22 protein-coding genes are annotated in these 24,131 nt (G+C 69.5%); 8 read left to right on the top strand and 14 right to left on the bottom strand.

All coding sequences use genetic code 11. From position 1 onward, the window contains the following. On the top strand, window positions 1-858 hold the full coding sequence (locus tag IE262_RS35250) for a carbohydrate ABC transporter permease (protein WP_189879519.1): 858 nt from the start codon (window positions 1-3) through the stop codon (window positions 856-858). Window positions 859-1,078: 220 nt separating this feature from the next. Here the strand turns inward: IE262_RS35250 and IE262_RS35245 are convergent, their stop codons facing one another. Then, a complete protein-coding gene (locus tag IE262_RS35245; protein WP_134030073.1) occupies window positions 1,079-1,447 on the bottom strand; it encodes a VOC family protein in 369 nt (122 codons plus the stop codon). A 62-nt stretch (window positions 1,448-1,509) separates the two neighbouring features. On the opposite strand from IE262_RS35245, the gene IE262_RS35240 reads away from it, so the two are divergent. Both IE262_RS35240 and IE262_RS35235 read left to right on the top strand, forming a co-directional pair. Beyond that, complete coding sequence (locus IE262_RS35240) at window positions 1,510-1,971, top strand: MarR family winged helix-turn-helix transcriptional regulator (protein ID WP_134030070.1); 462 nt, start codon at window positions 1,510-1,512, stop codon at window positions 1,969-1,971. Window positions 1,972-2,335: 364 nt separating this feature from the next. Beyond that, entirely contained in the window at window positions 2,336-3,115 is a 780-nt protein-coding gene (locus IE262_RS35235; protein ID WP_189879517.1) for a helix-turn-helix domain-containing protein, read from the top strand. A gap of 28 nt (window positions 3,116-3,143) precedes the next feature. On the opposite strand, the gene IE262_RS35230 is transcribed toward IE262_RS35235, so the two are convergent. Next, window positions 3,144-4,169, bottom strand: coding sequence for an ATP-dependent 6-phosphofructokinase (locus tag IE262_RS35230; RefSeq protein ID WP_189879515.1), 1,026 nt, complete (start codon window positions 4,167-4,169; stop codon window positions 3,144-3,146). 304 nt (window positions 4,170-4,473) lie between these two features. Between IE262_RS35230 and pta the strand changes: the two genes are divergently transcribed. The 3 genes from pta (at window position 4,474) to pyk (ending at window position 9,328) form a co-directional block, all read left to right on the top strand. Beyond that, window positions 4,474-6,564 (top strand): phosphate acetyltransferase, encoded by a 2,091-nt coding sequence (pta, locus tag IE262_RS35225; RefSeq protein ID WP_189879513.1) that lies wholly within the window; start codon window positions 4,474-4,476, stop codon window positions 6,562-6,564. After that, window positions 6,561-7,769 (top strand): acetate kinase, encoded by a 1,209-nt coding sequence (locus IE262_RS35220; protein WP_134030058.1) that lies wholly within the window; start codon window positions 6,561-6,563, stop codon window positions 7,767-7,769. The genes pta and IE262_RS35220 overlap by 4 nt, the downstream gene beginning before the upstream one ends. Before the next feature lie 128 nt (window positions 7,770-7,897). Then, a complete protein-coding gene (gene pyk / locus IE262_RS35215) occupies window positions 7,898-9,328 on the top strand; it encodes a pyruvate kinase (RefSeq protein WP_134030055.1) in 1,431 nt (476 codons plus the stop codon). 84 nt (window positions 9,329-9,412) lie between these two features. Here the strand turns inward: pyk and IE262_RS35210 are convergent, their stop codons facing one another. The 5 genes from IE262_RS35210 to IE262_RS35195 all read right to left on the bottom strand — a co-directional run bounded on the left by IE262_RS35210 (window position 9,413) and on the right by IE262_RS35195 (window position 13,694). After that, window positions 9,413-10,771 (bottom strand): hypothetical protein, encoded by a 1,359-nt coding sequence (locus IE262_RS35210; protein ID WP_189879511.1) that lies wholly within the window; start codon window positions 10,769-10,771, stop codon window positions 9,413-9,415. Further along, a complete protein-coding gene (locus IE262_RS35205; protein ID WP_134030049.1) occupies window positions 10,761-11,309 on the bottom strand; it encodes a DUF6114 domain-containing protein in 549 nt (182 codons plus the stop codon). Before IE262_RS35205 ends, IE262_RS35210 begins: the two co-directional genes overlap by 11 nt. A 153-nt stretch (window positions 11,310-11,462) precedes the next feature. Beyond that, a complete protein-coding gene (locus IE262_RS35200) occupies window positions 11,463-12,095 on the bottom strand; it encodes a DUF6230 family protein (RefSeq protein ID WP_189879509.1) in 633 nt (210 codons plus the stop codon). Window positions 12,096-12,361: 266 nt separating this feature from the next. Continuing rightward, window positions 12,362-12,448 (bottom strand): hypothetical protein, encoded by an 87-nt coding sequence (locus IE262_RS40770; RefSeq protein WP_491591007.1) that lies wholly within the window; start codon window positions 12,446-12,448, stop codon window positions 12,362-12,364. Between the two features lie 271 nt (window positions 12,449-12,719). Further along, window positions 12,720-13,694 (bottom strand): tetratricopeptide repeat protein, encoded by a 975-nt coding sequence (locus tag IE262_RS35195; RefSeq protein ID WP_189879507.1) that lies wholly within the window; start codon window positions 13,692-13,694, stop codon window positions 12,720-12,722. A 244-nt stretch (window positions 13,695-13,938) separates the two neighbouring features. On the opposite strand from IE262_RS35195, the gene IE262_RS35190 reads away from it, so the two are divergent. Continuing rightward, window positions 13,939-14,574, top strand: coding sequence for a TetR/AcrR family transcriptional regulator (locus IE262_RS35190; protein ID WP_189879505.1), 636 nt, complete (start codon window positions 13,939-13,941; stop codon window positions 14,572-14,574). A 397-nt stretch (window positions 14,575-14,971) separates the two neighbouring features. Here the strand turns inward: IE262_RS35190 and icmA are convergent, their stop codons facing one another. The 3 genes from icmA to IE262_RS35175 all read right to left on the bottom strand — a co-directional run bounded on the left by icmA (window position 14,972) and on the right by IE262_RS35175 (window position 17,701). Further along, complete coding sequence (gene icmA, locus IE262_RS35185) at window positions 14,972-16,672, bottom strand: coenzyme B12-dependent isobutyryl-CoA mutase large subunit (protein ID WP_189879503.1); 1,701 nt, start codon at window positions 16,670-16,672, stop codon at window positions 14,972-14,974. Between the two features lie 86 nt (window positions 16,673-16,758). Beyond that, entirely contained in the window at window positions 16,759-17,097 is a 339-nt protein-coding gene (locus IE262_RS35180) for a DUF3817 domain-containing protein (protein ID WP_134030034.1), read from the bottom strand. Window positions 17,098-17,191: 94 nt separating this feature from the next. Next, window positions 17,192-17,701, bottom strand: coding sequence for a MarR family winged helix-turn-helix transcriptional regulator (locus tag IE262_RS35175; protein WP_134030031.1), 510 nt, complete (start codon window positions 17,699-17,701; stop codon window positions 17,192-17,194). Between the two features lie 202 nt (window positions 17,702-17,903). Here IE262_RS35175 and IE262_RS35170 point away from each other — a divergent pair, with 202 nt between their 5' ends. Continuing rightward, on the top strand, window positions 17,904-18,926 hold the full coding sequence (locus IE262_RS35170) for a glycoside hydrolase family 6 protein (RefSeq protein ID WP_189879501.1): 1,023 nt from the start codon (window positions 17,904-17,906) through the stop codon (window positions 18,924-18,926). Between the two features lie 82 nt (window positions 18,927-19,008). Here the strand turns inward: IE262_RS35170 and glxA are convergent, their stop codons facing one another. The 4 genes from glxA to IE262_RS35150 all read right to left on the bottom strand — a co-directional run bounded on the left by glxA (window position 19,009) and on the right by IE262_RS35150 (window position 24,047). Further along, window positions 19,009-20,991, bottom strand: coding sequence for a radical copper oxidase GlxA (gene glxA, locus IE262_RS35165; protein WP_189879498.1), 1,983 nt, complete (start codon window positions 20,989-20,991; stop codon window positions 19,009-19,011). 3 nt (window positions 20,992-20,994) lie between these two features. Further along, the gene (locus IE262_RS35160; protein ID WP_229877818.1) at window positions 20,995-23,010 is read right to left on the bottom strand and encodes a glycosyltransferase family 2 protein; all 2,016 of its coding nucleotides are present in this window, start codon (window positions 23,008-23,010) and stop codon (window positions 20,995-20,997) included. A gap of 402 nt (window positions 23,011-23,412) precedes the next feature. Further along, a complete protein-coding gene (locus tag IE262_RS35155; RefSeq protein WP_134030022.1) occupies window positions 23,413-23,706 on the bottom strand; it encodes an MTH1187 family thiamine-binding protein in 294 nt (97 codons plus the stop codon). Further along, window positions 23,703-24,047, bottom strand: coding sequence for a DUF3817 domain-containing protein (locus IE262_RS35150; protein ID WP_134030019.1), 345 nt, complete (start codon window positions 24,045-24,047; stop codon window positions 23,703-23,705). Before IE262_RS35150 ends, IE262_RS35155 begins: the two co-directional genes overlap by 4 nt. Window positions 24,048-24,131 lie beyond the last annotated feature (84 nt).

The following is a 24,131-nucleotide window of genomic DNA, read 5'->3' as shown; positions in this document are numbered from 1 at the left end:
ATGCCACACACACCGGGCAGCCGCCGCACGCTGAGCAACCGCCGCACGGCCCACCGGCTTGCGGCCGACTTCGGCCTCCTCACGCTGGCCGCCGCCTTCGCCCTCCCGCTCGCCTGGGTGATCCTGTCCTCCCTGGACCCGAACGCGGACCTGAGGGTGAAGGTGCCGGACAGCCTGACCTTCTCCAACTTCGACGCCGTACTGACCCCCGGCATCACCTTCACCCCCCTCCTCAACAGCCTGATCCTGTGCGGCGGCGGAACCCTCCTGACGGTGGTGTGCGCGGCCCTGGCGGCGTACCCGCTGTCCCGCTTCCGCTCCCGCCTCAACCGCCCCTTCCTCCTGACGGTCCTGTTCGCGACGAGCCTGCCGATCACGGCGATCATGGTGCCGGTGTACGCCCTGTTCGTACAGGTGAACCTCATCGACACCATGCAGGGCACGATCTTCTTCTTCGCCGCCTCTCAACTGCCGTTCGCCATCTGGCTGATGAAGAACTTCATGGACGGCGTCCCGAAGGAGCTGGAGGAGGCCGCGTGGACGGACGGAGCGTCGTCGTCGCAGTCGCTGCTACGGATCGTGCTGCCACTGATGGGCCCGGGTGTGGCCGTGGTGACGGTCTTCTGCTTCGTCATGATGTGGGGCAACTTCTTCGTCCCCTTCATGCTGCTCCTGACCCCCGACCAGATGCCCGCCGCCGTGAGCATCAACGAGTTCTTCGGCAACCGGGGGATGGTGGTCTACGGGCAACTGGCCGCGTTCTCGGTGATCTACTCGTCGCCTGTGCTGGTGCTGTACGTGCTGGTGGCGCGGCGGTTGGGTGGGGGGTTCGCGTTGGGTGGGGCGGTGAAGGGGTGAAGGGGTGTGCTGCTCACGCGGGGGAAGGGAAAGCCCCGCACCTAGTCGCGGCCCTGGCGCGAAGTCCAATGTGATCCCTGCCGTCCGCGCCGCGCCCCGCAGCGAACGCTGAAGCCGCTTCAAACTGCATGAGGCGGCTTTGCCGCGTCCCTGGCGGCCGGCCTGCCGTTGCAGAAGCCCGCTCAGGGCGCCTGCCGCGCCGAAGACCAGGACGCCCGGCTCAGCCGCGGTCGTGGAGGGTCACCTGGTAGCCGTCGGGGTCCGCGAACGTGAAAGTGCGGCCGAACGGCCCGTCGACGGGCGCCGAGACGATCGTCGTGCCGGCGGCTGCGAGGGCGTCGTGGATGTCCTGCGCGTCGGGGGCGTGCAGCCACAGCGCCATTCCCTGGCCTGGCTGCGCGATCGCGTCCAGGTCGACGCCCGCGACGACGTCACGGACGGCGAACGCGATCGGCTTGGTGTCGAACACGACAGCGTGCGGCGGTCCTGCGTCAGAGCGTTTCAGCCCCAGGTACCGCTCGTAGAAAGCGGCAGAGCGCTCCAGGTCGCGCACCTGCAGCGAAATGAAGTCGGGTCCGGTAACGGCCACGATCCTTACCTCCTCAAGGTATGTCAGTCTTCTGACACCGAAAGGTATGTCAGACTGCTGACATGAGTCAAGGCGAGCCCGGAATCGAGCTGGACACATCACTGGGGTACATGCTGAAGGCGGCCGCGAGCGCACTGCACTCCGCTCTGGAGGCCGTGCTGAGGCCGTTGGGCATGACGATCACCCACTACTCCTGCCTGGAGCTGCTTGCCCAGCGACCTGGCCTGTCCAACTCGGAGCTTGCCCGCGGCGCCTTCGTCACCCGGCAGTCGATGAACGTGCTCCTACAGGCCCTCGAACGCCAGGGACTCGTCGTCCGCCCGGCACAGGCACCCGTCGGCAGGGCCCTGCCCACCGAGCTGACCGCCCGCGGGCGCCGCCAGCTCAAGGTGGCCAGCGCCGCGGTTCGCCGCGTCGAGCAAGACATGCTGGCCAATCTGAATGCCGGCGAACAAGACCAGATGCGGCGCCTGCTCACCGCGTGCATCGCCTCACTGACCGAACCGCCCGCATCGGCGACGTAAAGCTCCGGACACAGCACCGGCTCCGCCCGACACGACACTCGGCCGCTTCGCGGCCCAGCCGCGCGAGCCTGAAGCTACCCGCGACCCGCGAGGGGCGGCTGCGCGCGACACTCCTTTCACTTCGGCCTGCTGCGACTGGCCGGGCCCGGCACAGCTCGGACCCGGCCGACCTGGACCGGGCGATCGCTCATCTCGCTGAGGCCGGCACCCCCCTGCTCGCGGGCGGTGCCCCCGGTGACAGACAGCCCGCCAAGGGCCTCGGACGGAACTCACGCTTCCGCGGCACGACCATAGATATCTGCACTCCGTGAGTGTGGCCGAACAGACCGTAGTCATCGCAGCCCCGCACCCCTAGCGTGGCCGCGTGCGCCGATCACGAGCCCGAAGCCAGCACCCCGCGCGGCCCCCGCACCCCTCGCCTGCCGCGCAGACCACTCCCCCCACACCCCCCACTCCGCCCTTCGACTCCCCGGCCGCCCGCAGTCTCCGTGCCGGGCTCGGCCTGGAGCCCGAGCACGTGGCCTACGGGATGCGTTCCTCGTACGGACTCCCGCACGTCACCCCGGACATGGTCGTCGACTGGGAACGCGGCACGGCCGCCCCCACCTGCGTCGAACTCACGGCTCTCGCGGGCGTGTTGTGGTGCTCGGTGGACGACCTCGCCGGCAGGCCCCGGACGTTGCGCGAGTACCGCGTCGCCCGTGGTCTCTCCGCCGAGGAGGTCGCCCACGCGGTCGGCCTCGAACTCCTCGCGTACCTGCGCATGGAGGAAACCGGGCAGTGGCGTGGCAACGAGCGGCAGTCCGCCGCCCTCACCGGACTGCTCGGCCTCTCACGCCCGGACTTCGTCACCGCCTCGGGGAGGAACCGGAAGCTGGCCGAGCTGCTCCGGGGCGCCGTGACCACGCGCTGGCAGGGGTACGTACGCCCGGTGGCCAAGCTGGTGCCCCTGGAGCGGCGGCTCGTCGAGGACGTGCTCCGGGAGTTGCACACCGCGTACCGGGGAACGATCATGGCGGGTCTCACCTGGACCAACGGCACGGCCTGGACCGACGCCGACGAGGCCGGCCGTGACTTCCTGGACCACATCGTCGATCGCTTCTGGTCGACGGTGTCGACGATGGAGAGCACCGGCCCGTACTGAGGAGCGGCCCAGCCCGAAAGAGGCCCTCCTAGAACACCGACTCCGCCTCGTCCATCCGGTCCTTCGGGACCGTCTTCAGCTCGGTCACCGCCTCCGCGAGCGGCACCATCACGATGTCGGTGCCGCGCAGCGCGGTCATCCTGCCGAACTCGCCCCGGTGCGCGGCCTCCACCGCGTGCCAGCCGAAGCGGGTCGCGAGGACGCGGTCGTACGCGGTCGGCGTGCCGCCGCGCTGGACGTGGCCGAGAATGACCGGCTTGGCCTCCTTGCCGAGGCGCCGCTCCAGCTCGTAGGCGAGGGCCGTGCCGATGCCCTGGAAGCGCTCGTGGCCGAACTGGTCGATCTCGCCCTTGCCGTAGTTCATGGTGCCCTCGGCGGGGTGCGCGCCCTCGGCGACGCAGACGACCGCGAACTTCTTCCCGCGGGCGAAGCGCTCCTCGACCATCTTGGCCAGGTCGGCCGGGTCGAACGGCCGCTCCGGCAGACAGATCCCGTGCGCGCCTGCGGCCATCCCCGACTCCAGGGCGATCCAGCCCGCGTGCCGGCCCATGACCTCGACGACCATCACCCGCTGGTGGGACTCGGCCGTGGTCTTGAGCCGGTCCATCGCCTCCGTCGCCACCCCGACCGCCGTGTCGAAGCCGAAGGTGCGGTCCGTGGAGGAGATGTCGTTGTCGATCGTCTTGGGGACGCCGACCACGGGCAGACCGGCGTCGCTCAGCATCCGCGCCGCCGTCAGCGTGCCCTCGCCGCCGATCGGGATCAGGGCGTCGATGCCGAACTCGTGGATCATGTCGGACGCGTTCTCGCAGGCCTCGCGCAGGCGGTCGCGTTCCAGGCGGGAGGAGCCGAGGATGGTGCCGCCGCGGGCGAGGATGCCGCCGACCGCGTTCAGGTCGAGGCTGCGGTAGCGGCCGTCCAGCAGGCCGGCGTAACCGTCCTCGAAGCCGATGACCTCGTCGCCGTAGTGGTCCACCGCTCTGTGCACGACCGACCGGATCACTGCGTTCAGACCCGGGCAGTCGCCGCCTGCGGTGAGAACTCCGATACGCATCGTGCTGTGTCTCCTGCTCGGTGCCGGTACCTGCGTACGTACGCACGCGCTGCTGGCGCGTGGGGGGTACTAGTGGGTCCATCCGATTGTTCCACGGTCCAGAGGGCACTGCTGACAGCGTCCCTCCCGTCCCACCCCCGCCCCCTTGCCGAGTGCCATATCCAGCCGCAGGGGTATTGTCAAGAGGGTTCCGCCCGCCACGGGCGGGTGATTTTCGCGTGACGCCAAACGTTGCGAAACACCCCAGAAGGCACCCCAGCAGGCACCCCCGCAAGCCCCCTGAAGAGCGAACGGAGATTGACGCGTGACGCGCAGCGTGTACGTGACCGGGATCGACCGCGGCGACGGCCGCCAGGTCGTGGAGCTGGGAGTCATGGAGCTCCTGACCCGCCAGGTCGACCGGGTGGGGGTGTTCCGCCCCCTCGTCCACCACACTCCCGACCGGCTGTTCGAGCTGCTGCGCTCCCGCTACCGCCTGACGCAGGATCCGGCCACCGTGTACGGCCTGGACTACCACGAGGCGTCCACCCTCCAGGCCGAGCAGGGCACCGACGAGCTGGTGTCCACGCTCGTCGGCCGCTTCCATCAGGTGGCGCGTGACTACGACGTCGTCCTCGTCCTCGGCACCGACTTCGCCGACACCCAGTTCCCGGACGAGCTGGCGCTGAACGCGCGGCTCGCGAACGAGTTCGGGGCCTCGGTGATCCCGGTGGTCGGCGCGCGGGGGCAGACCGCGGAGTCCGTGCTGGCCGAGACGCGGAACGCGTACCGGGCGTACGAGGGGCTCGGCTGCGACGTCGTGGCCATGGTCACCAACCGGGTGGCCGCGGACGACCGCGTGGACATCCAGGTGGGGCTCGCCTCGCGCCTCGACGTGCCGGCGTACGTCCTCCCGGACGAGCCCGCGCTCTCCGCGCCGACCGTCGCGCAGATCACCCACGCGCTGGGCGGCAAGGTGCTCCTCGGGGACGACTCGGGGCTCGCCCGCGACGCGCTGAACTTCGTGTTCGGCGGCGCCATGCTGCCGACCTTCCTGAACGCCCTCACCCCCGGCTGTCTGGTGGTCACCCCGGGCGACCGCGCGGACCTGGTGGTCGGCGCGCTGGCCGCCCACAGCGCGGGCACCCCGCCGATAGCCGGTGTGCTGCTCACCCTGAACGAGCGGCCCAGCGACGAGATCCTCACCCTCGCCTCCCGTCTCGCCCCCGGCACGCCGGTGGTCGCGGTGGAGCCAGGCTCCTTCGCCACCGCGTCCGAACTGTTCGCGATGGAGGGCAAGCTGAGCGCGGCCACGCCCCGCAAGGCGGAGACCGCGCTCGGTCTGTTCGAGCGGCATGTCGACACCACCGAGCTGGCCGGGCGGGTGTCCGCGCCCAGCAGCGACCGGGTCACGCCGATGATGTTCGAGCACAAGCTGCTGGAGCGGGCCCGCTCCGACAAGCGGCGCGTCGTGCTGCCCGAGGGCAGCGAGGAGCGGGTGCTGCACGCGGCCGAGGTGCTGCTGCGCCGGGGGGTGTGCGAGCTGACGCTGCTCGGGCCCGGCGACCAGATCCGTAAGAAGGCCGCCGATCTGGGCATCGACCTCGGCGGCGCGCAGATCGTCGACCCGCTGACCTCCGAGCTGCGGGAGTCCTTCGCCGAGCAATACGCCCTGGTGCGCGCCCACAAGGGGGTCACGGTGGAGCTGGCGTACGACATCGTCTCGGACGTCAACTACTTCGGCACTCTCATGGTCCAGGAGGGCCTCGCCGACGGCATGGTCTCGGGGTCGGTGCACTCCACGGCCGCGACGATCCGCCCGGCTTTCGAGATCATCAAGACCGCGCCGGACGCGTCGATCGTCTCGTCCGTCTTCTTCATGTGCCTCGCCGACAAGGTGCTCGTGTACGGCGACTGCGCGGTCAACCCGGATCCGAACGCCGAGCAGCTCGCCGACATCGCCATCCAGTCGGCCGCGACCGCCGAGCAGTTCGGGGTCGAGCCGCGGATCGCGATGCTGTCGTACTCGACAGGCACCTCCGGTTCCGGCGCCGACGTCGACAAGGTGCGGCGGGCCACGGAACTGGTGCGCTCCCTGCGGCCCGATCTGAAGATCGAGGGTCCCATCCAGTACGACGCGGCCGTGGAGCCGACGGTCGCGGCCACCAAGCTGCCGGACTCCGAGGTCGCCGGCCAGGCCAGCGTGCTGGTGTTCCCGGACCTCAACACCGGCAACAACACCTACAAGGCCGTCCAGCGCTCCGCCGGCGCCATCGCCGTCGGCCCCGTCCTCCAGGGCCTGCGCAAACCCGTCAACGACCTGTCCCGGGGCGCCCTCGTCCAAGACATCGTCAACACCGTCGCCATCACGGCGATCCAGGCCCAGGCCCCCACCCAGAAGGCAACCGCCCAGTGACCTCCACGCGTGTCCTCGTCCTCAACTCCGGCTCCTCCTCGGTGAAGTACCAGCTGCTCGACATGCGCGACAACAGCCGGCTGGCCGTCGGGCTCGTCGAGCGGATCGGTGAGGAGACCTCCCGGCTCAAGCACACACCGCTCCACGGCGGTGGCGGGACCCGTGAGTCGAACGGCCCGATCCCCGACCACGAGGCCGCGTTGAAGGCGGTGTCGGCGGAACTCGCCAAGGACGGGCTGGGCCTCGACTCGCCCGAGCTGGCCGCGATCGGGCATCGCGTGGTGCACGGCGGGAGGACGTTCACCGAGCCGACGGTGATCGACGAGGCCGTGCTCGCGGAGATCGAGCGGCTGATCCCGGTGGCGCCGCTGCACAACCCGGCGAATCTGACGGGCATACGGACGGCGCGGGCGCTGCGGCCCGACCTGCCCCAGGTCGCCGTCTTCGACACCGCGTTCCACACGACGATGCCGGAGTCGGCGGCGCGCTACGCGATCGACGTGCAGACCGCGGACGAGTACCGCATCCGCCGGTACGGCTTCCACGGCACCTCGCACGCGTTCGTCTCCCGCGCCACCGCCGAACTGCTCGGCAGGGCGCCCGAGGACGTGAACGTGATCGTGCTGCACCTCGGCAACGGCGCGTCGGCGTCGGCGGTCGAGAAGGGCCGGTGTGTGGACACCTCCATGGGGCTGACGCCTTTGGAGGGGCTCGTGATGGGTACGCGGTCCGGTGACCTGGACCCGGCCGTCATCTTCCATTTGGCGCGGGTTGGCGGGCTGTCCACGGACGAGATCGACACTCTTCTCAACAAGAGGAGCGGTCTGATCGGGCTGTGCGGCGACAACGACATGCGCGAGATCCGCCGTCGTGTCGACGAGGGTGACGAGCGGGCCCAACTGGCCTTCGACATCTACATCCATCGGCTGAGGAAATACATCGGCGCCTACTACGCGGTTCTCGGCCGGGTGGACGCGGTGGCCTTCACGGCCGGGGTCGGTGAGAACGCCGCCCCGGTACGGGAGGCGGCGATCGCGGGCCTTCAGGAGCTGGGCCTCGCGGTCGACGCCGGGCTGAACGCCGTACGGAGCGACGAGCCGCGCCTCATCTCGCCCGCGGGCGCGCGGGTGGCGGTCGCCGTCGTTCCCACCGACGAGGAACTGGAGATCGCCACACAGACCTACGCACTGGTCGCACGGAAGTGAGACGGAAGTGAGACCGTGAGTGGGCGGGCCGGCGAGTGAGCCTCGCCACACCTGAGCGCATACCCGCCCATTTGTATCTTCCGCCAGACGGAATATTCCGTAGCGAAACAAACCGATAGGATCGTCCCATGCGCCGTTCGAAAATCGTCTGTACTCTCGGCCCTGCGGTCGACTCCCACGAGAAGCTCGTCGCGCTGATCGACGCGGGCATGAACGTGGCCCGCTTCAACTTCAGCCACGGCTCGCACGAAGAGCACGAGGCGCGGTACGTCCGCGTCCGGGCCGCCGCCGCGGAGACCGGCCGCGCGATCGGCGTCCTCGCCGACCTGCAGGGCCCGAAGATCCGTCTGGAGACCTTCGCGGAGGGCCCCGTCGAGCTGGTGCGCGGTGACGAGTTCACCATCACCACCGAGGACGTGCCGGGCGACAAGCACATCTGCGGGACGACCTACAAGGGCCTGCCGGGCGATGTCGCCAAGGGCGACCAGATCCTCATCAACGACGGCAACGTGGAACTGCGGGTCGTCGAGGTCGACGGTACGCAGGTGAAGACGGTCGTCATCGAGGGCGGCGTGATCTCGGACCACAAGGGCATCAACCTGCCCGGCGCGGCCGTGAACGTGCCGGCCCTGTCGGACAAGGACATCGAGGACCTGCGGTTCGCGCTCCGCATGGGCTGCGACCTGGTGGCGCTGTCGTTCGTGCGCGACGCGGGCGACATCCAGGACGTCCACAAGGTGATGGACGAGGTGGGCCGCCGTGTCCCCGTCATCGCCAAGGTGGAGAAGCCGCAGGCCGTCGAGAACATGGAAGAGGTCGTGATGGCCTTCGACGGTGTCATGGTCGCCCGCGGCGACCTGGCCGTCGAGTACCCGCTGGAGCGGGTCCCCATGGTGCAGAAGCGCCTCATCGAACTGTGCCGCCGCAACGCCAAGCCGGTGATCGTGGCGACCCAGATGATGGAGTCGATGATCACCAACTCCCGTCCCACGCGCGCCGAGGCGTCCGACGTCGCCAACGCGATCCTGGACGGCGCCGACGCGGTGATGCTGTCCGCCGAGTCGAGTGTGGGTGCCTTCCCGATCGAGACCGTGAAGACGATGTCGAAGATCGTCACGGCGGCCGAGGAGGAGCTGCTCTCCAAGGGCCTGCAGCCGCTGGTGCCGGGCAAGAAGCCGCGTACGCAGGGTGGTTCGGTGGCCCGTGCCGCCTGCGAGATCGCCGACTTCCTCGGCGGCAAGGGCCTGGTGGCGTTCACCAAGTCCGGTGACACGGCCCGCAGGCTGTCCCGCTACCGCGCGGCCCAGCCGATCACCGCCTTCACCACGGACGAGTCGACCCGCAATCAGCTGGCGCTCAGCTGGGGCGTGGACTCGCACGTCGTGCCGTTCGTGAACAGCACCGACGAAATGGTCGACATGGTCGACCAGGAGATGATGCGGATCAACAAGTTCCACCAGGGCGACATCGTGATCATCACCGCCGGCTCGCCCCCCGGCGTCCCCGGCACCACCAACATGGTCCGGGTGCACCACCTGGGCGGCGGCGACCGCGACTGACACCCGCACACACCGAGGGCGCCCCCTGCCGCGCAGGGGGCGCCCTCGGTGTGTGCGGCTCCCGAACAGGTCCTGACGGGCGTCTCAGTCGGTGACGTACTGGTGCATCCCGGGGATGCTCAGCGTCCCGCCGAACTGGGCGGCCTGAGTGACCGTCACGTCGGTGAAGTAGATCAGCGGGATGTTCAGCGGCGGCGGGTGCTCCGGGTCGAACGTGATCGGGATCAGACCCAGCAGGTTGCCGGAGATGCTCTCGGTGTACATGACCGTCTTGCCCTCGCGGATGGTGGACGTGGTGCCTTTGCCCGCCTGCACGTGGTACGTCTTGCCGACCTGCTTGTCCTTGACGAGCTGGTGCAGGTCACCGATGTCGGTGCCGTCGGAGATCACGTACTTCAGGACCTTCTTGACCGTACCGTTGGCCGTCTTCACCTTGACGATGCCCTGGTAGTCGGCACCCTTCAGCAGCAGCGAGCTGGCCTCCAGGTACCAGGGGTCGTCGGCGAGCGGCGGAATGCCGGTCTCGACGCCGCCCTCGTCGTCCGTGGCGGCCGGGCAGTCCTCCGGGTCCGTGGTGGCGCTCGCGGACGGGCTGGGGGTCGCGGTGGCCTCGTCGGCCGCCTCCGCCTCCTTGTCCGCCTTCTCCTTGGTGTCCTTGGCGTCCTCGGCCGTCTTGGACGCCGCGTCGGTCACGTCCTTGACCGTGCCCTCGACGGTGTCCTTGGTGTCCTCGGCGGCGCCGGTGACCTTGTCCTTGGTGTCCTCGACCGCGTCAGCGGCGTCCTCGGCGGACGGGGCGGACGGGGACGGCGTCGCCGCGGCGTCCGCGGACTCCTTGTCGTCCGGCGTGAAGGCGTCCTTGATGGCACCGCCGATGGCGTCGAGCACGTTGCCGCCGCCCTCGGAGGGCGAGGGGGTCGCCGGGGACCCGGCCGGCGCGCTCGTGGACGGGGACGGCGCGGGCTCGGGCTTGTCGCCGGAACCCGAATCCGACGAGGAGTCCCCGCCCGAGGTCCCGTCGGCCGAGGAGTCCTCGCCCGAGGAGTTCTCCCCCTCGTTGCCGTCCTCGCCGTCCTTGCCGTCCGGCGCGGAGCCGGTCGCCGAGGCGGAGGGCGTGGGCGTGGCCGACGCCTCCTTGTCCTCCTCGGCGGCCTCCAGTGCGTCGACGCAGTCCTTGTAGTCGTCGGCCTGGGCCGTCAGGCTCTTCACCGACGGCTCGTCATCGACCCGGGTGGCCGACGGCTTGTCGTCGGCCTGGGCGAGCGTCGAGGTGAACCCCATTCCCATGAGGACCGCCGTCGGCATCGCCGCCAGGGCTATCGCCTTGCCCGCCGGGACCTGGAACCGGGTGAGAAGGGGCTTCTTGGGCGCCGCGTGCCGCGGTCCGGATCTCGCGCGGGGCTCTCCCACCGCAGCCCCGCGAGTCTCCTCGTCAGCCGGCACTGTGCCTCCCGTTGGTCCCGTTCGTCGGGGTGGTACCTGACAGATCGTCGAACTCGCCGCCCGCCCCGTTCGTGGCTCCCGCCGCCGCCGGCTGAACAGCGCCGACGTCGTCCTTCCGGGTGACCGCCTCCGTCTGCTCCGCCTTGCCGGGCGCCCAGGACACGGCCATCGCACCGCCGACCATGGCGAGCAGGAAGCCGATCACGAAGCCACCGAGGTTGGAGACCGGGATGGACACCAGCGCCAGGAGGATCGCCGCGACGCCCGCGAAGGTCTGCACGTGCCGCTGGAACCAGAGACTGACCCCGAGAACCACCAGCAGCACGCCGATGATGAGGGAACCCGCGCCCCCCGTCGTGGCCATGGCCAGGGTGAGGTGGCCGATCTGGAGGTTCGCGTACGGGAAGTACATGATCGGGAAGCCGCCGAGCAGGACGAACAGCCCCGCCCAGAATGGACGCGTGCCTCGCCAGGTGCGAAATCGCCGCCGAAAGACGCGGAGATAGTGCTCGTTCTGCCCCGTTGACTCGGCGCTCATGGACAACAGCTCCCTGGAACGGCGTTGCTGTGATTCACGTACGGGAAGCGCGGGGATGCGATTCACGCACAGAGAGGTTCATGTACTTGGGAAGGGACGGGCGGGACGGGCGGGCGAAGGAGGCCAAGACCCCCTCACCCGCCCGGTGAGCGCCTAGTAGCACTCGTTGACGCCCTTGTGCAGCGACATCTTCAAGTTGCTGAGCTTGAAGGTTCCGGCGGTGGTCGCCCACGCCGTCTGCTTGACGTCGGTCAGCGTGGCCGAGTCGGCCTGCTGCGCGAACCCGTACGGGTTGGCCCGGTCACCCTTGGCCATGCCCGGACCCTTGCCGGCATCCTTGGCCGCGACACCGATGTCGATGTTCCTGAACGTGGCGTCCGCGCTCAGGTCCTCGACATCGATGTACAGATTGTCGGCCTTGACCTTCGTGCCACCCGTACCAGCCGTCAGCTTGAGGCTGACAGAACCGACGAACGGGACGTCCGGGGTGACCACGGACTGGCACATGTTGCTGATCGTGGCGCTCCTGAACGCGGAGACCGCCACGGGGTGAACTGCCTTCTCACCCTTGAGGGTGTACCCCTCGTCGATGGCCCCGTACTGAGAGAAGCCCGTACCGTCGAGCCGGTCCGCCGTCACCTTGAACGACTGGCCCGACACACTGAACGACGCGGCGAGAGCGCCCTGCGCGAGGGCGACACCTATTGCTGCTGTCGCGGCGACGCTGGGCACCATGACCACAGCGAACCGCTTCCATCTGGTCCCGCCACGCACCTGGGACTCCATATTTCCTCCTTCTCGGACGTACATCTCCTGGTCCTGACTCGCCCCTTGACGGCGGCTCAGTCGGGCAGGGATGGGAGAAGTGCTACGTCCTCGGGAAGGAGAGCGCCCGCTCTCGGAGGCACGAACCGCGCCCGAAACACCGGCGTTCACCCCCGAGCGACAACCACTGGTCGCGCCTGACACACATCACGCACAACCTGCCGGACAGGCTCTGCCGACTGGGCAGAGACCCCCCTGTCCGAGAGCCGGCACCACTGCCGCCGGCTCTACTCGGTGGGGACCCAGAAAACCCGTTGACCCGACTGGCAGGCGGGGCAACGAGAATGGACCGAGCGTCGCCGATCGTGGTGCATTCTCGCCGCCCTCGCAAGGGGGTTCGTTACTGGCTAGTAACGAACGAATAACCAATGCGCGACCCATCGACATCGAGCGGCAACTCAGGGTCGCCGCAGGCGAGTCGACAGACCAGGGGATCCAGGGACAGAATCCGACAGAACGGCGACCACAACCTACTCCAAGTAACAGCGGCCGCGATTACCAAGTTTTGGTAAAGCGCGGCCGCGGTGTCGCTCTGTCGGCAAATCTTTCACCTGGGCGTCACAAGCCCCGGTGTTTAGGGACTGGTCAGAACAACGCGCGAGCCAACGCCCGTCGCGCCGCCGTCACGCGTGGTTCCTCGGCGCCCACCACCTCGAACAGCTCCAGCAGCCTCAGCCGCGCGGCGTCCCGGTCCTCCCCCGCCGTGCGCCGCACCGTGTCGATGAGCCGCCCGAACGCGTCCTCGACGTGCCCGCCCACGAGATCCAGATCGGCGGCGGCGATCTGGGCCGTCACATCAAGGGGGTTCTCGGCGGCGGCCTTGCGCACCTGCTGCGGGTCGGCGTCCTGCACCCGCTTGAGCAACTCGGCCTGGGCGAGGCCCAGTTTGGCCTCCGTGTTCCCCGGGTCGTCGCTCAGCACGTTCTTGTACGCCTGGACCGCACCGCCCAGGTCGCCCGCGTCCAGGGCCTGTACGGCGGCTTCGAGCAGGTGGTCGTACGGTCCGGCCGGAGCCTGCGGGGCCGGCTCGGCGCTCCCCGGCTGGGCACCCGGATCCACCGTCAGACCCGTCAGACCGAAGCGCTGCTCGGCGACCTGCACGAGCTGGTCAAGGGTGCCGCGGATCTGGGCCTCCGGGGCGGCGCCCTGGAAGAGAGGCAGAGCCTGTCCCGCCACCACGGCGAAGACAGCCGGGATGCCCTGCACCCCGAACTGCTGCATCAGCATCTGGTTCGCGTCGACGTCGATCTTGGCGAGGACGAACCGTCCGTCGTACTCGACGGCGAGCCGCTCCAGCACCGGGCTCAGCTGCTTGCAGGGCTGGCACCACTCGGCCCAGAAGTCGATGACGACGGGCACCTCGGTGGACCGCTGAAGGACATCGCGCTCGAATCCGGCCTCGTCGACATCGATGACGAGGTCAGCGGGGGAAACGGCCCCTCCGCCACCCTGCCGGGCGGCTTCGGCGCGCGCCTGCTCCGCCTTCGACTTGGCCTCTTGGGCCGCCTTCACCGCGGCGAGGTCGACGACTCCGCTCATGGACATGTTCCGTGGCTGCATGAGTACATCCTCCCCCCTCCGCGCGCCCGTGTGAAAAGCGCTGTGAAAGCCTGTCGCGCCGCGTGGTGTTCGGCGCCGGGTCCCCACCCGGCGCCACCGTGGTCATCGCTCGGCTCGCTTCGCCGCTTTCGATACGACCCGTAGCGTAACTGTCCTGGAGGCCCGCCCGGCACCCCCAGTAGATGATCTCCCCCAGTGCCTCACAGGACACACACGTCCCGGAGACGGCCGATATGGTCGATGAATGCAGAGCCGCTCCTCCGCCGCACACGCCACGGGCCGCCCGCGCAGCGCCGCCGCGGACGCGGCGATCCTGGAGGCGACCCGTGCGGCCCTGGTGGAGCTGGGCTGGTCCAAGCTGACGCTCGGCGACGTCGCGACCCGCGCGGGTGTCGCCAAGACGACCCTCTACCGCCGCTGGGCGGGCAAGAACGAACTGGTCGTGGACGCGGTGGCCGAGCTCTTCGACGAGCTGGAACTCCCGGACAGCGGCAGCCTGGCCGCCGACATCGAGGGCGTGGTCCTGCAGTTCGCGGCGATCCTGGACCGGCCGGAGGCGAAGAGCGGCCTGATGGCGGTGGTCGCCGAAGCCACCCGCGACGGGGCGCTGCGTGCGCGGATCCGTGCCTCGATCGTCGACCGTCAGAAGCGCCTGGTCCTGGAGGGCCGCGCGCACGCGCAGGCGCGTGGCGAGCTTCCCGCCGAGGACGATCCCGGAACCGCGTCCCGCGCCGTGGACCTGATCTTCGACGTGGTCGCCGGTGCCGTGCTTCACCGGACCCTGGTCAGCGCCGAACCGGTGACCGAGGACTGGGCCTGCGGACTCGCCCAGATCCTCCTCCAGGGCCTACCGGAAAGCGCGCCCCCGCCGCCCGGATGACCCCGGGTCTTCCTCGCCCCCGCCGCCCCTACCCGTCCCATCCCTTCCCTGGGGGCTCCGCCCCCAGACCCCCGTTCGGCCTGAACGGCCTCGTCCTCAAACGCCGGACGGGCTGGGGTGCCTGGCCCCGGCCGAAAATCCCAGCCCTGCCCGCACAATCCAGCCCCGGCCGCGCATTCCAGCCCCGGTCGCGCATTCCAGCCCCTCCGGCGTTTGAGGAGCGGGGGTCCGGGGGCTGGCCCCCGAAAACGGGGTCCGGGGCGGAGCCTCGAAGCCCTGGGGGTCCAGGGGGCGAAGCCCCCTTGGCGGGGTCGAAGGGGCGGAGCCCCTGGGGAGGGGACGGGTAGGGGCGGCGGGGGCGAAAAACAACCCCACGCCGCCCCACACGCAACGGCACCTAGAACCCCGGCGGCTCCGTATAGACCCCCCACTCCTCCCGGAGGGCATCGCAGATCTCGCCCAGCGTCGCCTCCGCCCGCACCGCGTCCAGCATGGGCCCGATCATGTTGGCCCCACCCCGCGCGGCCACGAGCATCGCATCCAGCGCCCCCCGCACGGCCGCATCGTCGCGCGCTCCCTTGCGCGCCCCGAGGACCCGCACCTGCTCCCGCTCCACCTCGTGGCTGACCCGGAGGATCTCCAGGTCACCGGTGACCGACCCGGTGTGGACGTTCACGCCCACCACCCTCTTGTCGCCCTTCTCCAGCGCCTGCTGGTAACGGAACGCCGACTCGGCGATCTCCCCCGTGAACCAACCGTCCTCGATCCCCCGCAGGATCCCGGACGTGACCGGCCCAATGGGGTGCTGCCCGTCCGGGTGCGCCCGCAGCCCCAGTTCCTTGATCTGGTCGAAGATCTTCTCCGCGTCCGCCTCGATCCGGTCCGTGAGCTGCTCGACGTACCACGAACCGCCCAGCGGGTCCGCCACGTTGCCGACGCCGGTCTCCTCCATCAGCACCTGCTGTGTGCGCAGCGCGATCTCCGCCGCCTGCTCGGAGGGGAGCGCCAGGGTCTCGTCCAACGCGTTGGTGTGCAGCGAGTTCGTCCCGCCGAGCACCGCGGCGAGCGCCTCCACCGCCGTACGCACCACGTTGTTGTACGGCTGCTGGGCCGTCAGCGAGACACCCGCCGTCTGGGTGTGGAAGCGGAGCCACTGCGCCCGCTCCGACTTCGCGCCGTACACGTCGCGCATCCACCGCGCCCAGATCCTGCGCGCCGCACGGAACTTGGCGATCTCCTCGAAGAAATCCACGTGCGCGTCGAAGAAGAAGGACAGCCCCGGCGCGAAGACATCCACGTCCAGTCCGCGGGACAGGCCCAGTTCCACGTACGCGAACCCGTCCGCCAGCGTGTACGCCAGCTCCTGCGCGGCCGTCGACCCGGCCTCGCGGATGTGGTAGCCGGAGACCGAGAGGGGCTTGTACGCGGGGATGCGGGACGCGCAGTGCTCCATCAGGTCGCCGATGAGGCGCAGATGCGGCTCGGGCTGGAAGAGCCACTCCTTCTGTGCGATGTACTCCTTGAAGATGTCGGTCTGGAGCGTGCCGTTCAGCACCGTCGGGTCCACACCCTGGCGCTCGGCGGCCACCAGGTACATGCAGAAGACGGGCACGGCCGGGCCGCTGATCGTCATGGACGTCGTCACGTCACCCAGCGGGATGTCCTTGAACAGGACCTCCATGTCGGCGGCCGAGTCGATCGCCACCCCGCAGTGCCCGACCTCGCCGAGCGAGCGCGGGTCGTCGGAGTCACGGCCCATGAGCGTCGGCATGTCGAACGCCACCGACAGGCCCCCGCCGCCGTTGGCGAGGATCATCTTGTAGCGCTCGTTGGTCTGCTCGGCGTTGCCGAACCCGGCGAACTGCCGGATCGTCCACGTCCGCCCTCGATAGCCGGTCGGATAGAGCCCGCGGGTGAAGGGGTACTCCCCGGGCCAGCCGATCCGCTCGAAGCCCTCGTAGGTGTCCCCCGGACGGGGACCGTACACGGGCTCCACGGGATCGCCGGAGAGCGTCGTGAAGTCGGCCTCGCGCTTACGGGAAGCGTCGTAGCGGGCCTGCCAGCGTCGGCGGCCCTCTTCGATGGCGTCAGCGTCCATGCCCCCAATTTACTTGGACGTCCAAGTAAATGTCGACAGCTGACCGCCGTACGCGCATCCGTACGGCGGCAGGGGTACGGCAGGGGTTACGCCTTGGCGGCCACCGGGGCGTCCTCAGCGATCTTCGCCTCGACCTCCTGGCTGACCTTGCGCTCCACGAAGAAGGCGGCCGTCGGCACCGTACCCGCCAGCAGCACCCACAGCTGCTTGCCGACCGGCCACTTCGCCTTGGAGCCCAGGTCGAAAGCGCAGACCAGGTACACGACGTACAGCCAGCCGTGCGCGAGGCTGACGACGTACGTGAAGTCCGCGGCCCCGTCCAGTTCGAGCCCGTACTTGCCGATCATGCCGAGGGTCAGCAGAATCAGCAGCACACCGGTGACGTAGGCCATGACGCGGTAGCGGGTCAGCACGCTCTTTTTCATGGGTACGAGCGTAACCACCGGTTTCGTACGGTCTTCGGGCGCCCCCGGGCCCCAGAGCCCTTCCGGCCCTACTCGGGCACCAGGGCCTTCTGCCCTACTCCTCCTCGAAGTCGTGCGCGGCCACCCGGAGGGGCCGGAGCATCGCGAAGATCTCCTGGCACTCCTCCGCGTCGTACGCGCCGAGCCCGAAGTCCATCGCCATCAGGTCGCGGGTGGCGGCCTCGCAGACCTCGCGCCCCTTCTCGGTGATGGAGGCGAGCGTGCCGCGGCCGTCGTTGGGATTGGGCCGTTTGTCGACGAGGCCGGACTTCACCAGGCGGTCCACGGTGTTCGTGACCGACGTGGGATGCACCATGAGCCGCTCACCGATCTTGGACATCGGCAGCTCGCCCTTCTGCGAGAAGGTGAGCAGCACCAGCGCCTCATAGCGCGCGAAGGTCAGCCCGTACGGCTTGACGACCGCGTCGACCTCGGCGAGCAGGATCTGTTGCGCACGCATGATCGAGGTGATCGCCGCCATGGACGGGACGTTCCCCCAGCGCTGCTTCCAGTGTTCGTCGGCGCGGGCGATGGGATCGAAGGAGAGGCTGAGCGGCTTCGGCACGGCATCGACCTTACCGGCCGGTTATATGGCGGTCAGCCCCGCCTCGTCCGCCGCTCTCCGGTCTCGCCGCCTTTCCCGCGGGGCGCCCCGGTGTCGTATCCGAGTCGCCCAGGCCCGCTGTGGAACCATGGGCGACCGAATCATCACCATTCGTCCATAATCGTCACTTACTGTCACCATCCCAGGTAATCGAGGGAGCAGCATGTCCCGGCTGATCCGTATCCTCGCGGCACTCGCGGTGCTCGGACTCGCGGCGGGCTGCTCGTCCGGGCTCCTGGACGGCGGAACGTCGTCCATCGCCGGTGGCACCACCGCGAAGGCCGCCAGGAAGGCCAGTCCGGCCCCCGGGTCACCGTTCTGGGTCGATCCGTCCAGCCCGGCGGCCCTCCAGATGCGGCAGTGGCAGCGGCAGGGCCGGACGAAGGACGCCGAGTTGCTCAAGCGGATCGCGGACCAGCCGGCCGCGCTGTGGCCCGCGGGCGACGACCCGGCGCCGGCGATCAGGGAGGCCACGAAGGCGGCGGAGCAGGAGGGCCGCACGGCGCTGTTCGTCGCCTACAACATCCCCCACCGCGACTGCGGCCAGCACTCCGCGGGCGGCGCGCGCGACGCGGGCGCCTACCGCGACTGGATCGACCGGTTCGCCCACGCCATCGGCGGCACCAAGGCGCTGGTCGTTCTCGAACCGGACGCGGTGGCCCACATCGTGGACGGGTGCACACCGCGCAGGTACCACGCGGAGCGCGAGCAGCTGCTGCGCGAGGCGATCGGCCGGCTGAAGGCGCAGCCCCACACGAAGGTGTACCTGGACGCGGGCAACGCGACCTGGATCCAGGAGCACTGGAGGCTGGCGGGGCCGCTGCGGCGCGCCGGCATCGCCGAGGCGGACGGCTTCTCGCTCAACGTCTCCAACTTCCAGACGGACGAGGCCACCAAGGCGTACGGGCTGCTGCTGTCCGAACGGCTCGGCGGGAAGCACTTCGTCGTCGACAGCAGCCGCAACGGCAACGGCCCGCTGAACGGCGACCGCGGCACGGCCTGGTGCAACCCGCCGGGCCGCGCCCTGGGCACCCGCCCGACGACCGAGACCGGCGAGCCCGCCCTCGACGCCTATCTGTGGATCAAGCGCCCCGGGGAGTCGGACGGCGAGTGCCGGGGCGGCCCCGCGGCCGGCACATGGTGGCCGGCGTACGCCCTGGGGCTGGCACGCAACTCCAAGGCGTAGCGCGGCTCCAAGGCGTAGCGCGGCTCCAAGGCGTAGCGCGGCTCCAAGGGGTAGCGCGCGACTTCCCCCGTACTTCTTTCTCCTACTCGACCTGGATCCACCTGGCCTCCGACGGCGTGCCGTCCGCGTCCGTCACGAAGAGCATGTACCAGCCGGGCGGCACCAGGGTGCGGTCCCGCGGTACGTCCACCGTGATCGAGTCCCTGGTCCGGGTGAGTCCGAGGGCGATGGACCGCTGCTCCACGTCCGTGGTGTGGGTGACCGCGCTGGGCCGCATCAGCCGGGCCCTGGTGATGCGCTCCGGGTGGTCGGTGGCGAAGGTGGCCCGGCCGCGCCGGTCGGTCTTCTCGGGGCCGTCGCCGAGGACGGGCCGGTGCCTGCCGTTCTTGTGGAGCGCGGGCGGGGTGTAGATCTCCATGCGCTGCTCGAAGTGGCCGAGCTTGGTGTTCTGCTGGTCGTCGTAGAGCGGGTCGGAGCCGAAGGTGGCGATCCGGCCGTCGGGCAGGAGCAGGGCCTCGGAGTGGTAGTTGCGGCCGACCCTGGGTGCGGCGGCGGGCCGGAGCACGTTGGCCTTCGGGTCGTAGAACTGGGCCTTGAGGATGTTGCTGGCGCTGCGGCCGCGGTAGCCACTGGAGCCGTTGGTGGTGAACACGGAGTCGTCCGGCATGATCACGCTGTTGAGGTAGCGGGTGCCCTGGGGCAGGTCGGGACCGTCCTCGAACGCGGGACGGGCCTTCGTCAGGTCGACGACCGCGGTGCGGCGGGTGGACTTCTTCGACTCCCCGACGCCTCCGCCGCCGAGGATCATCACCTTCTGGTCCTGGGCGGGCGGCAGGAGCAGGGAGGACGAGGTCTCCGTCTGGTCCAGGTCCTTCAGACCGGGCACCCGCTCGAACGTGTTGGTCCGCAGGTCCCACAGCCCGGGCACGCGGCCCTTGTCGGCGGGTCCGTACCCGGCGTTGGACGCGGGGTAGAAGAGCTTGCCGCCCTTGGTGAGGAACAGGGCGGGGTAGGTCGGGAAGTACCGTTTGGGGCCGGGCTCCCACTTCTTGGTTTCCGGGTCGTAGATCTCGTTGTCGCCGGGGTCGACCACGCCGACGTCGTCGAGGCCGGAGACGGCGAGGACGCGCCCGTCCTGAAGCCCCACGAGGGTCGGGTACCAGCGGGCCTTGTCCATGGGGTCGACGGGGACGTACTTCTCGGCCTTCGGGTCGAACTCGTACGCCGCCCTGATGCCCTGGAAGTCCTGCTTCTCCAGGGTGATCTTCTCGGAGAGGCCGTACGTGTTGGCCGCCACCCTGCCCTTGAGGCCGACGATCTCGTACTGGGCCTGCTTGTCGGTGACCGATCGCGGCCCCTCCTCCACCGCCTCCACCCAGACGCGGGCCTCACTCGCGGTGACCTTGGTCCTCCAGGGCTGCATGACGCCGTCGTCGTCGTAGGTGACGTCGAAGGTGCGTTTGGCCTTCGGCACGGTCACGTCGAACCGGCTGACGTACTCGATGCCGGTGGGCGAGCGGAACCGCGTCCCCTTCTTCAGCACCACGGCCCTGTCGGGGCTCTCGTTCTTGATGCGCATGCCGCCGCCGGCCCGTTTCACCTCGCCGTCGAGCAGCTCGTACCGGGCGGTGCCGCCGGCCACCAGGAGGCGGCCGTCGGGGAGTTGGGCGTGTCCGGCGCAGAAGAAGTCCTCCGGGGTGGGGATCTTCTTGAAGGTGTTCTTCTTCGGGTCCCACAGGACGGTGTCGAAGGACCCCTCGTCGAATTTCTTCTGCTCGTTCCCCGACCCCGCGACGATCAGCACCTTGCCGGTGTGCAGGAGGGCCGCGTGGATGGCGTTGGTGCGGTACTTCTCGGGGATGTCGACCTGAGACCAGGAGCCGTACTGCGCCTTGTAGACGGGCTGCGCGATCTTCCACTCGTGGTACTTCTCCTGCGCGAAGCCCACAGCGGCGGGGGCGTTGAGCCCGAGGAGCAGGCCGACGCCGCCGATCCTCAGCAGCGTCTTCCTGGTGGGGTTGGTGCTCCTTGTCCGGATGGTCCGTTCCAGAGGCTTGTGGGCCATGGTCTAGGTGCCCCCTGTTCTGGTGCTGGAGATCGTGGTGTCGGGCGGGGCGGCGCCGGGGGCGGGCACCGCGGAGAGGGCGGCACCCGGAAGCGGGACAGCGCCCTGAAGGACGGGGCTGTGCACCGTGGTGCCCCCGACGGTGATTCCGTGGAACGTGGTGCTGGAGACCGTGGTGCTGGGGACGGTGATGCGGGAGATCGTGATGCGGGGGACGGTGGTCTTGGGAGGAGCGGGGACGCGGGTACGCGTGGGCACCGGGACGTCCGGACCACCTGCGACCGGTGCGAGGGGGGCGACAGTGCGCTGCTCCTGTCGTGCGGTGTCCGTCCGGCGGGCCATGCGCCCTTCGACGGTCCACACCGCGACCGGCGCGAGGGAGACCACCAGCGCGAGGACGGCCCAGGTGTGCAGGGCCACATGGCTGTGGTCGAGGAAGGCCGACGCGATCAGCGAGGACGCGAGGACCACCGCCCAGAACAGATGGACACGGAACGTCAGCAGCCGGTCCGGGCTGGCGCCGTCTCCCTTCGGGGTGACGACGAAACGGCAGGGCCGGCGGAGGACGGCGGCGCCGAGGGACCTGAGGTAGATGGGCGCGGAGAGCGCCGACATCGCCATCCCGGCGAGACCACCCGAGCCCTCCGGTTCGTGCGGCGAGACGTTGTGCCGCCGGTTCCACAGGTAGAGCCCGATCTGGAGGGCGGCGGCGTCGCTGTAGAGCATCAGCCACACGGAGGCGGCGACCTGGGTGCCGGACGCGCCGAACCACAGGAACAGTGCGCAACTGAGAATGCCGAGGAACCAGTTGACGGCTGACATCGGGTAGTAGACGAGCATCAGCGTGTACGAGAAGAAGCGGCCGGGAGGCATGGTGAACGGCGCCCTCCAGTACTGCTTGAGGAGCGTCTCGTACGTCCCGCGCGACCAGCGCATCTGCTGGGTGAAGAAGTCGGTCCAGGAGGCGGGCCCTTCCCCGACGGCCAAGACGTCGGGCGTGTAGACCGACCGCCAGTACCTGCGGGTCTGCGGGTTGCGGCGCCGGTGCAGTTCGAAGCCGGTGGCCATGTCCTCGGTGATGGAGTCGTACAACCCGCCGATCTGCCGGACCGCCGCGATCCGTACGACGTTGTTGGTGCCGACGAACATGGGGGCGCGGTAGCGGTTGCCGGCGCGCTGGATGAGGGCGTGGAAGAGGAACTGCTGCGACTCGGCGGCCTTGGTGACGGGGCTGTCGTAGTTGCCGTACACCTGGGGCCCGACAACGAAGGCGACGTTCGGATCCCGGAAGTACCCCATCATCCGTTCGAGGAAGATGGGGAGCGGGACGTGGTCGGTGTCCACGGAGGCGAAGAAGTCGTAGTCGTCGCCGTGCACCGCGATCCACGCGTTGTAGTTGCCGTGCTTGGTGCGGGCCTTGTGGACACCCTTGGGGCGGTTCCACCGGGGCACGCCGTGCCGGGTGAAGTGCCGTACCCCGAGTTCGGCGCACAGGGCCTTGGCCTGCTCGTCGTCGCCCTCGTCGAGGAGCCAGACGTCGACGGGGCCGGTGTGGTGGATGCCGACGGCTCCTTCGAGGGTGGCGCGGACCATGGCGAGGGGCTCTTTGCCCGGGACGTACGTGGTGAGGAAGGCGACGCGGGTGCCCTGTTCCGGGACTACGGGGACGGGGTCGCGGGCGACCATCGTGGCGTGGGCGATGGAGATGACGTTCACGAGCATGAAGAGCTCGATCAGGCCGACGCACACGAGCATCGTGATGTCGAGGCCGATCAGCCATGCGTCGGCTCCCTCGCGTTCGACCCAGTGGGTGGGCCAGACCAGGTAGACGAGGAGCACGCCCGTGAGGACGGGCGCGAGGGTCATCAACAGGACGGCGCGTAAGGGGTGGGGTTCACGAGCGAGGAGCTTGACGTACTGCACCCGGTACGACCCGGCCCCGGAGGGCTCCTCTGACGGCTCCGTGAGCGGTCCGGCCAGCTGGCTGTAGGTGTCGTAGTCGTAGCCCTCGGGCCGCACAGCGCCCTCCAGAGATCAGAAAAGACGATTTCCATACGGATGCACAATATCCACACAAAGATGGACTTTTGAGTGCACATCGCCCTGGAAACCTCCGAAAGGAGGCGTGCGGGATGCCTCAGGCGGTTGGGCCGGTGAGGGGTGGGCGCCTGGGGTTCGGGGCGGCTTTGGGCCGTGGGGGTTCGCGCCGCCTATGCGTGTGTGTGGGTCAGGGGCGCGCCGGAGGGTCTCCGTCCTCAGGTCGCGGGGGGCGCAGGGGATAAGCGGGGGGCGCGCCCCAGGCTTTTAAGGGGCGCGGGGAACTGCGCGACCAGCCACACACGACCCGCAGCCGCCCACCGACAGGAACCCGGCAGACGAGACGCGCCCCCGCCACCCCGCGGCAGCGGCTCGGCGGTTTCGTCAAGACGACAGATGCCGCTCCACCGTCTCCACCTTCGCCGTGAGACCGTCCGTGACGCCGGGCCGGATGTCGGCCTTGAGGACCAGGGACACCCGAGGCGCCCGCGCCTCCACCGCGGCGACGGCGCGCTTCACGACCTCCATCACCTCGTCCCACTCACCCTCGATCGAGGTGAACATCGCGTCGGTACGGTTGGGCAGCCCGGACTCGCGAACGACCCGGACCGCTTCGGCGACGTACTCCCCGACATCCTCACCGACGCCCAGCGGCGTCACGGAGAAGGCGACGATCATGCGTTGACGGTCCCTTCCTTACGGGCACGGGAGGCGATCACCGCGTCCTCGGCCTCACGGCGCAGCTTGCGCTCGGCGAAGAAGCCGCCGGCGGGGAGGACGGAGAGGACGAAGTAGAGGGCGGCGGTCTTCAGGGACCACTTCGTGCGGTTCCAGGCGTCGGCCCAGAAGATCACGTACAGGATGAAGAGGATGCCGTGGATCATGCCCATCGCCGGCACCGCGTTGAAGTCCGTGGTCCGCTTCAGCACCGAGCAGACGAGCAGGAGCAGGAAGGACACCGCCTCGGGGGCGGAGACGAGGCGGAGGCGGCGGAGGGCGGAGGCGGTCTTTATGTCCACGGGTCACCTTCGATGGGAGAGTGGTCGAGCCTTGTGAACGCACGCACAAGCGCCCCCATTGTGGCATCCGCGACCCGTGCGGCC

Source organism: Streptomyces bluensis (assembly GCF_014650715.1).
Taxonomy (GTDB): domain Bacteria; phylum Actinomycetota; class Actinomycetes; order Streptomycetales; family Streptomycetaceae; genus Streptomyces; species Streptomyces bluensis.
Note: the sequence above shows the minus strand (reverse complement) of the source record. Positions and strands in the feature narration are given on the sequence as shown.

What these genes read in the sequence shown, in the direction of transcription:
- glxA (WP_189879498.1), bottom strand. Translation starts at nt 20,991, where the DNA reads ATGGCCCACAAGCCTCTGGAACGGACCATCCGGACAAGGAGCACCAAC.
- IE262_RS35190 (WP_189879505.1), top strand. Translation starts at nt 13,939, where the DNA reads ATGCAGAGCCGCTCCTCCGCCGCACACGCCACGGGCCGCCCGCGCAGC.
- IE262_RS35155 (WP_134030022.1), bottom strand. Translation starts at nt 23,706, where the DNA reads ATGATCGTCGCCTTCTCCGTGACGCCGCTGGGCGTCGGTGAGGATGTC.
- icmA (WP_189879503.1), bottom strand. Translation starts at nt 16,672, where the DNA reads ATGGACGCTGACGCCATCGAAGAGGGCCGCCGACGCTGGCAGGCCCGC.
- IE262_RS35170 (WP_189879501.1), top strand. Translation starts at nt 17,904, where the DNA reads ATGTCCCGGCTGATCCGTATCCTCGCGGCACTCGCGGTGCTCGGACTC.
- IE262_RS35240 (WP_134030070.1), top strand. Translation starts at nt 1,510, where the DNA reads ATGAGTCAAGGCGAGCCCGGAATCGAGCTGGACACATCACTGGGGTAC.
- IE262_RS35200 (WP_189879509.1), bottom strand. Translation starts at nt 12,095, where the DNA reads ATGGAGTCCCAGGTGCGTGGCGGGACCAGATGGAAGCGGTTCGCTGTG.
- pyk (WP_134030055.1), top strand. Translation starts at nt 7,898, where the DNA reads ATGCGCCGTTCGAAAATCGTCTGTACTCTCGGCCCTGCGGTCGACTCC.
- IE262_RS35230 (WP_189879515.1), bottom strand. Translation starts at nt 4,169, where the DNA reads ATGCGTATCGGAGTTCTCACCGCAGGCGGCGACTGCCCGGGTCTGAAC.
- IE262_RS35250 (WP_189879519.1), top strand. Translation starts at nt 1, where the DNA reads ATGCCACACACACCGGGCAGCCGCCGCACGCTGAGCAACCGCCGCACG.
- IE262_RS40770 (WP_491591007.1), bottom strand. Translation starts at nt 12,448, where the DNA reads ATGCACCACGATCGGCGACGCTCGGTCCATTCTCGTTGCCCCGCCTGC.
- IE262_RS35195 (WP_189879507.1), bottom strand. Translation starts at nt 13,694, where the DNA reads ATGCAGCCACGGAACATGTCCATGAGCGGAGTCGTCGACCTCGCCGCG.
- IE262_RS35205 (WP_134030049.1), bottom strand. Translation starts at nt 11,309, where the DNA reads ATGAGCGCCGAGTCAACGGGGCAGAACGAGCACTATCTCCGCGTCTTT.
- IE262_RS35180 (WP_134030034.1), bottom strand. Translation starts at nt 17,097, where the DNA reads ATGAAAAAGAGCGTGCTGACCCGCTACCGCGTCATGGCCTACGTCACC.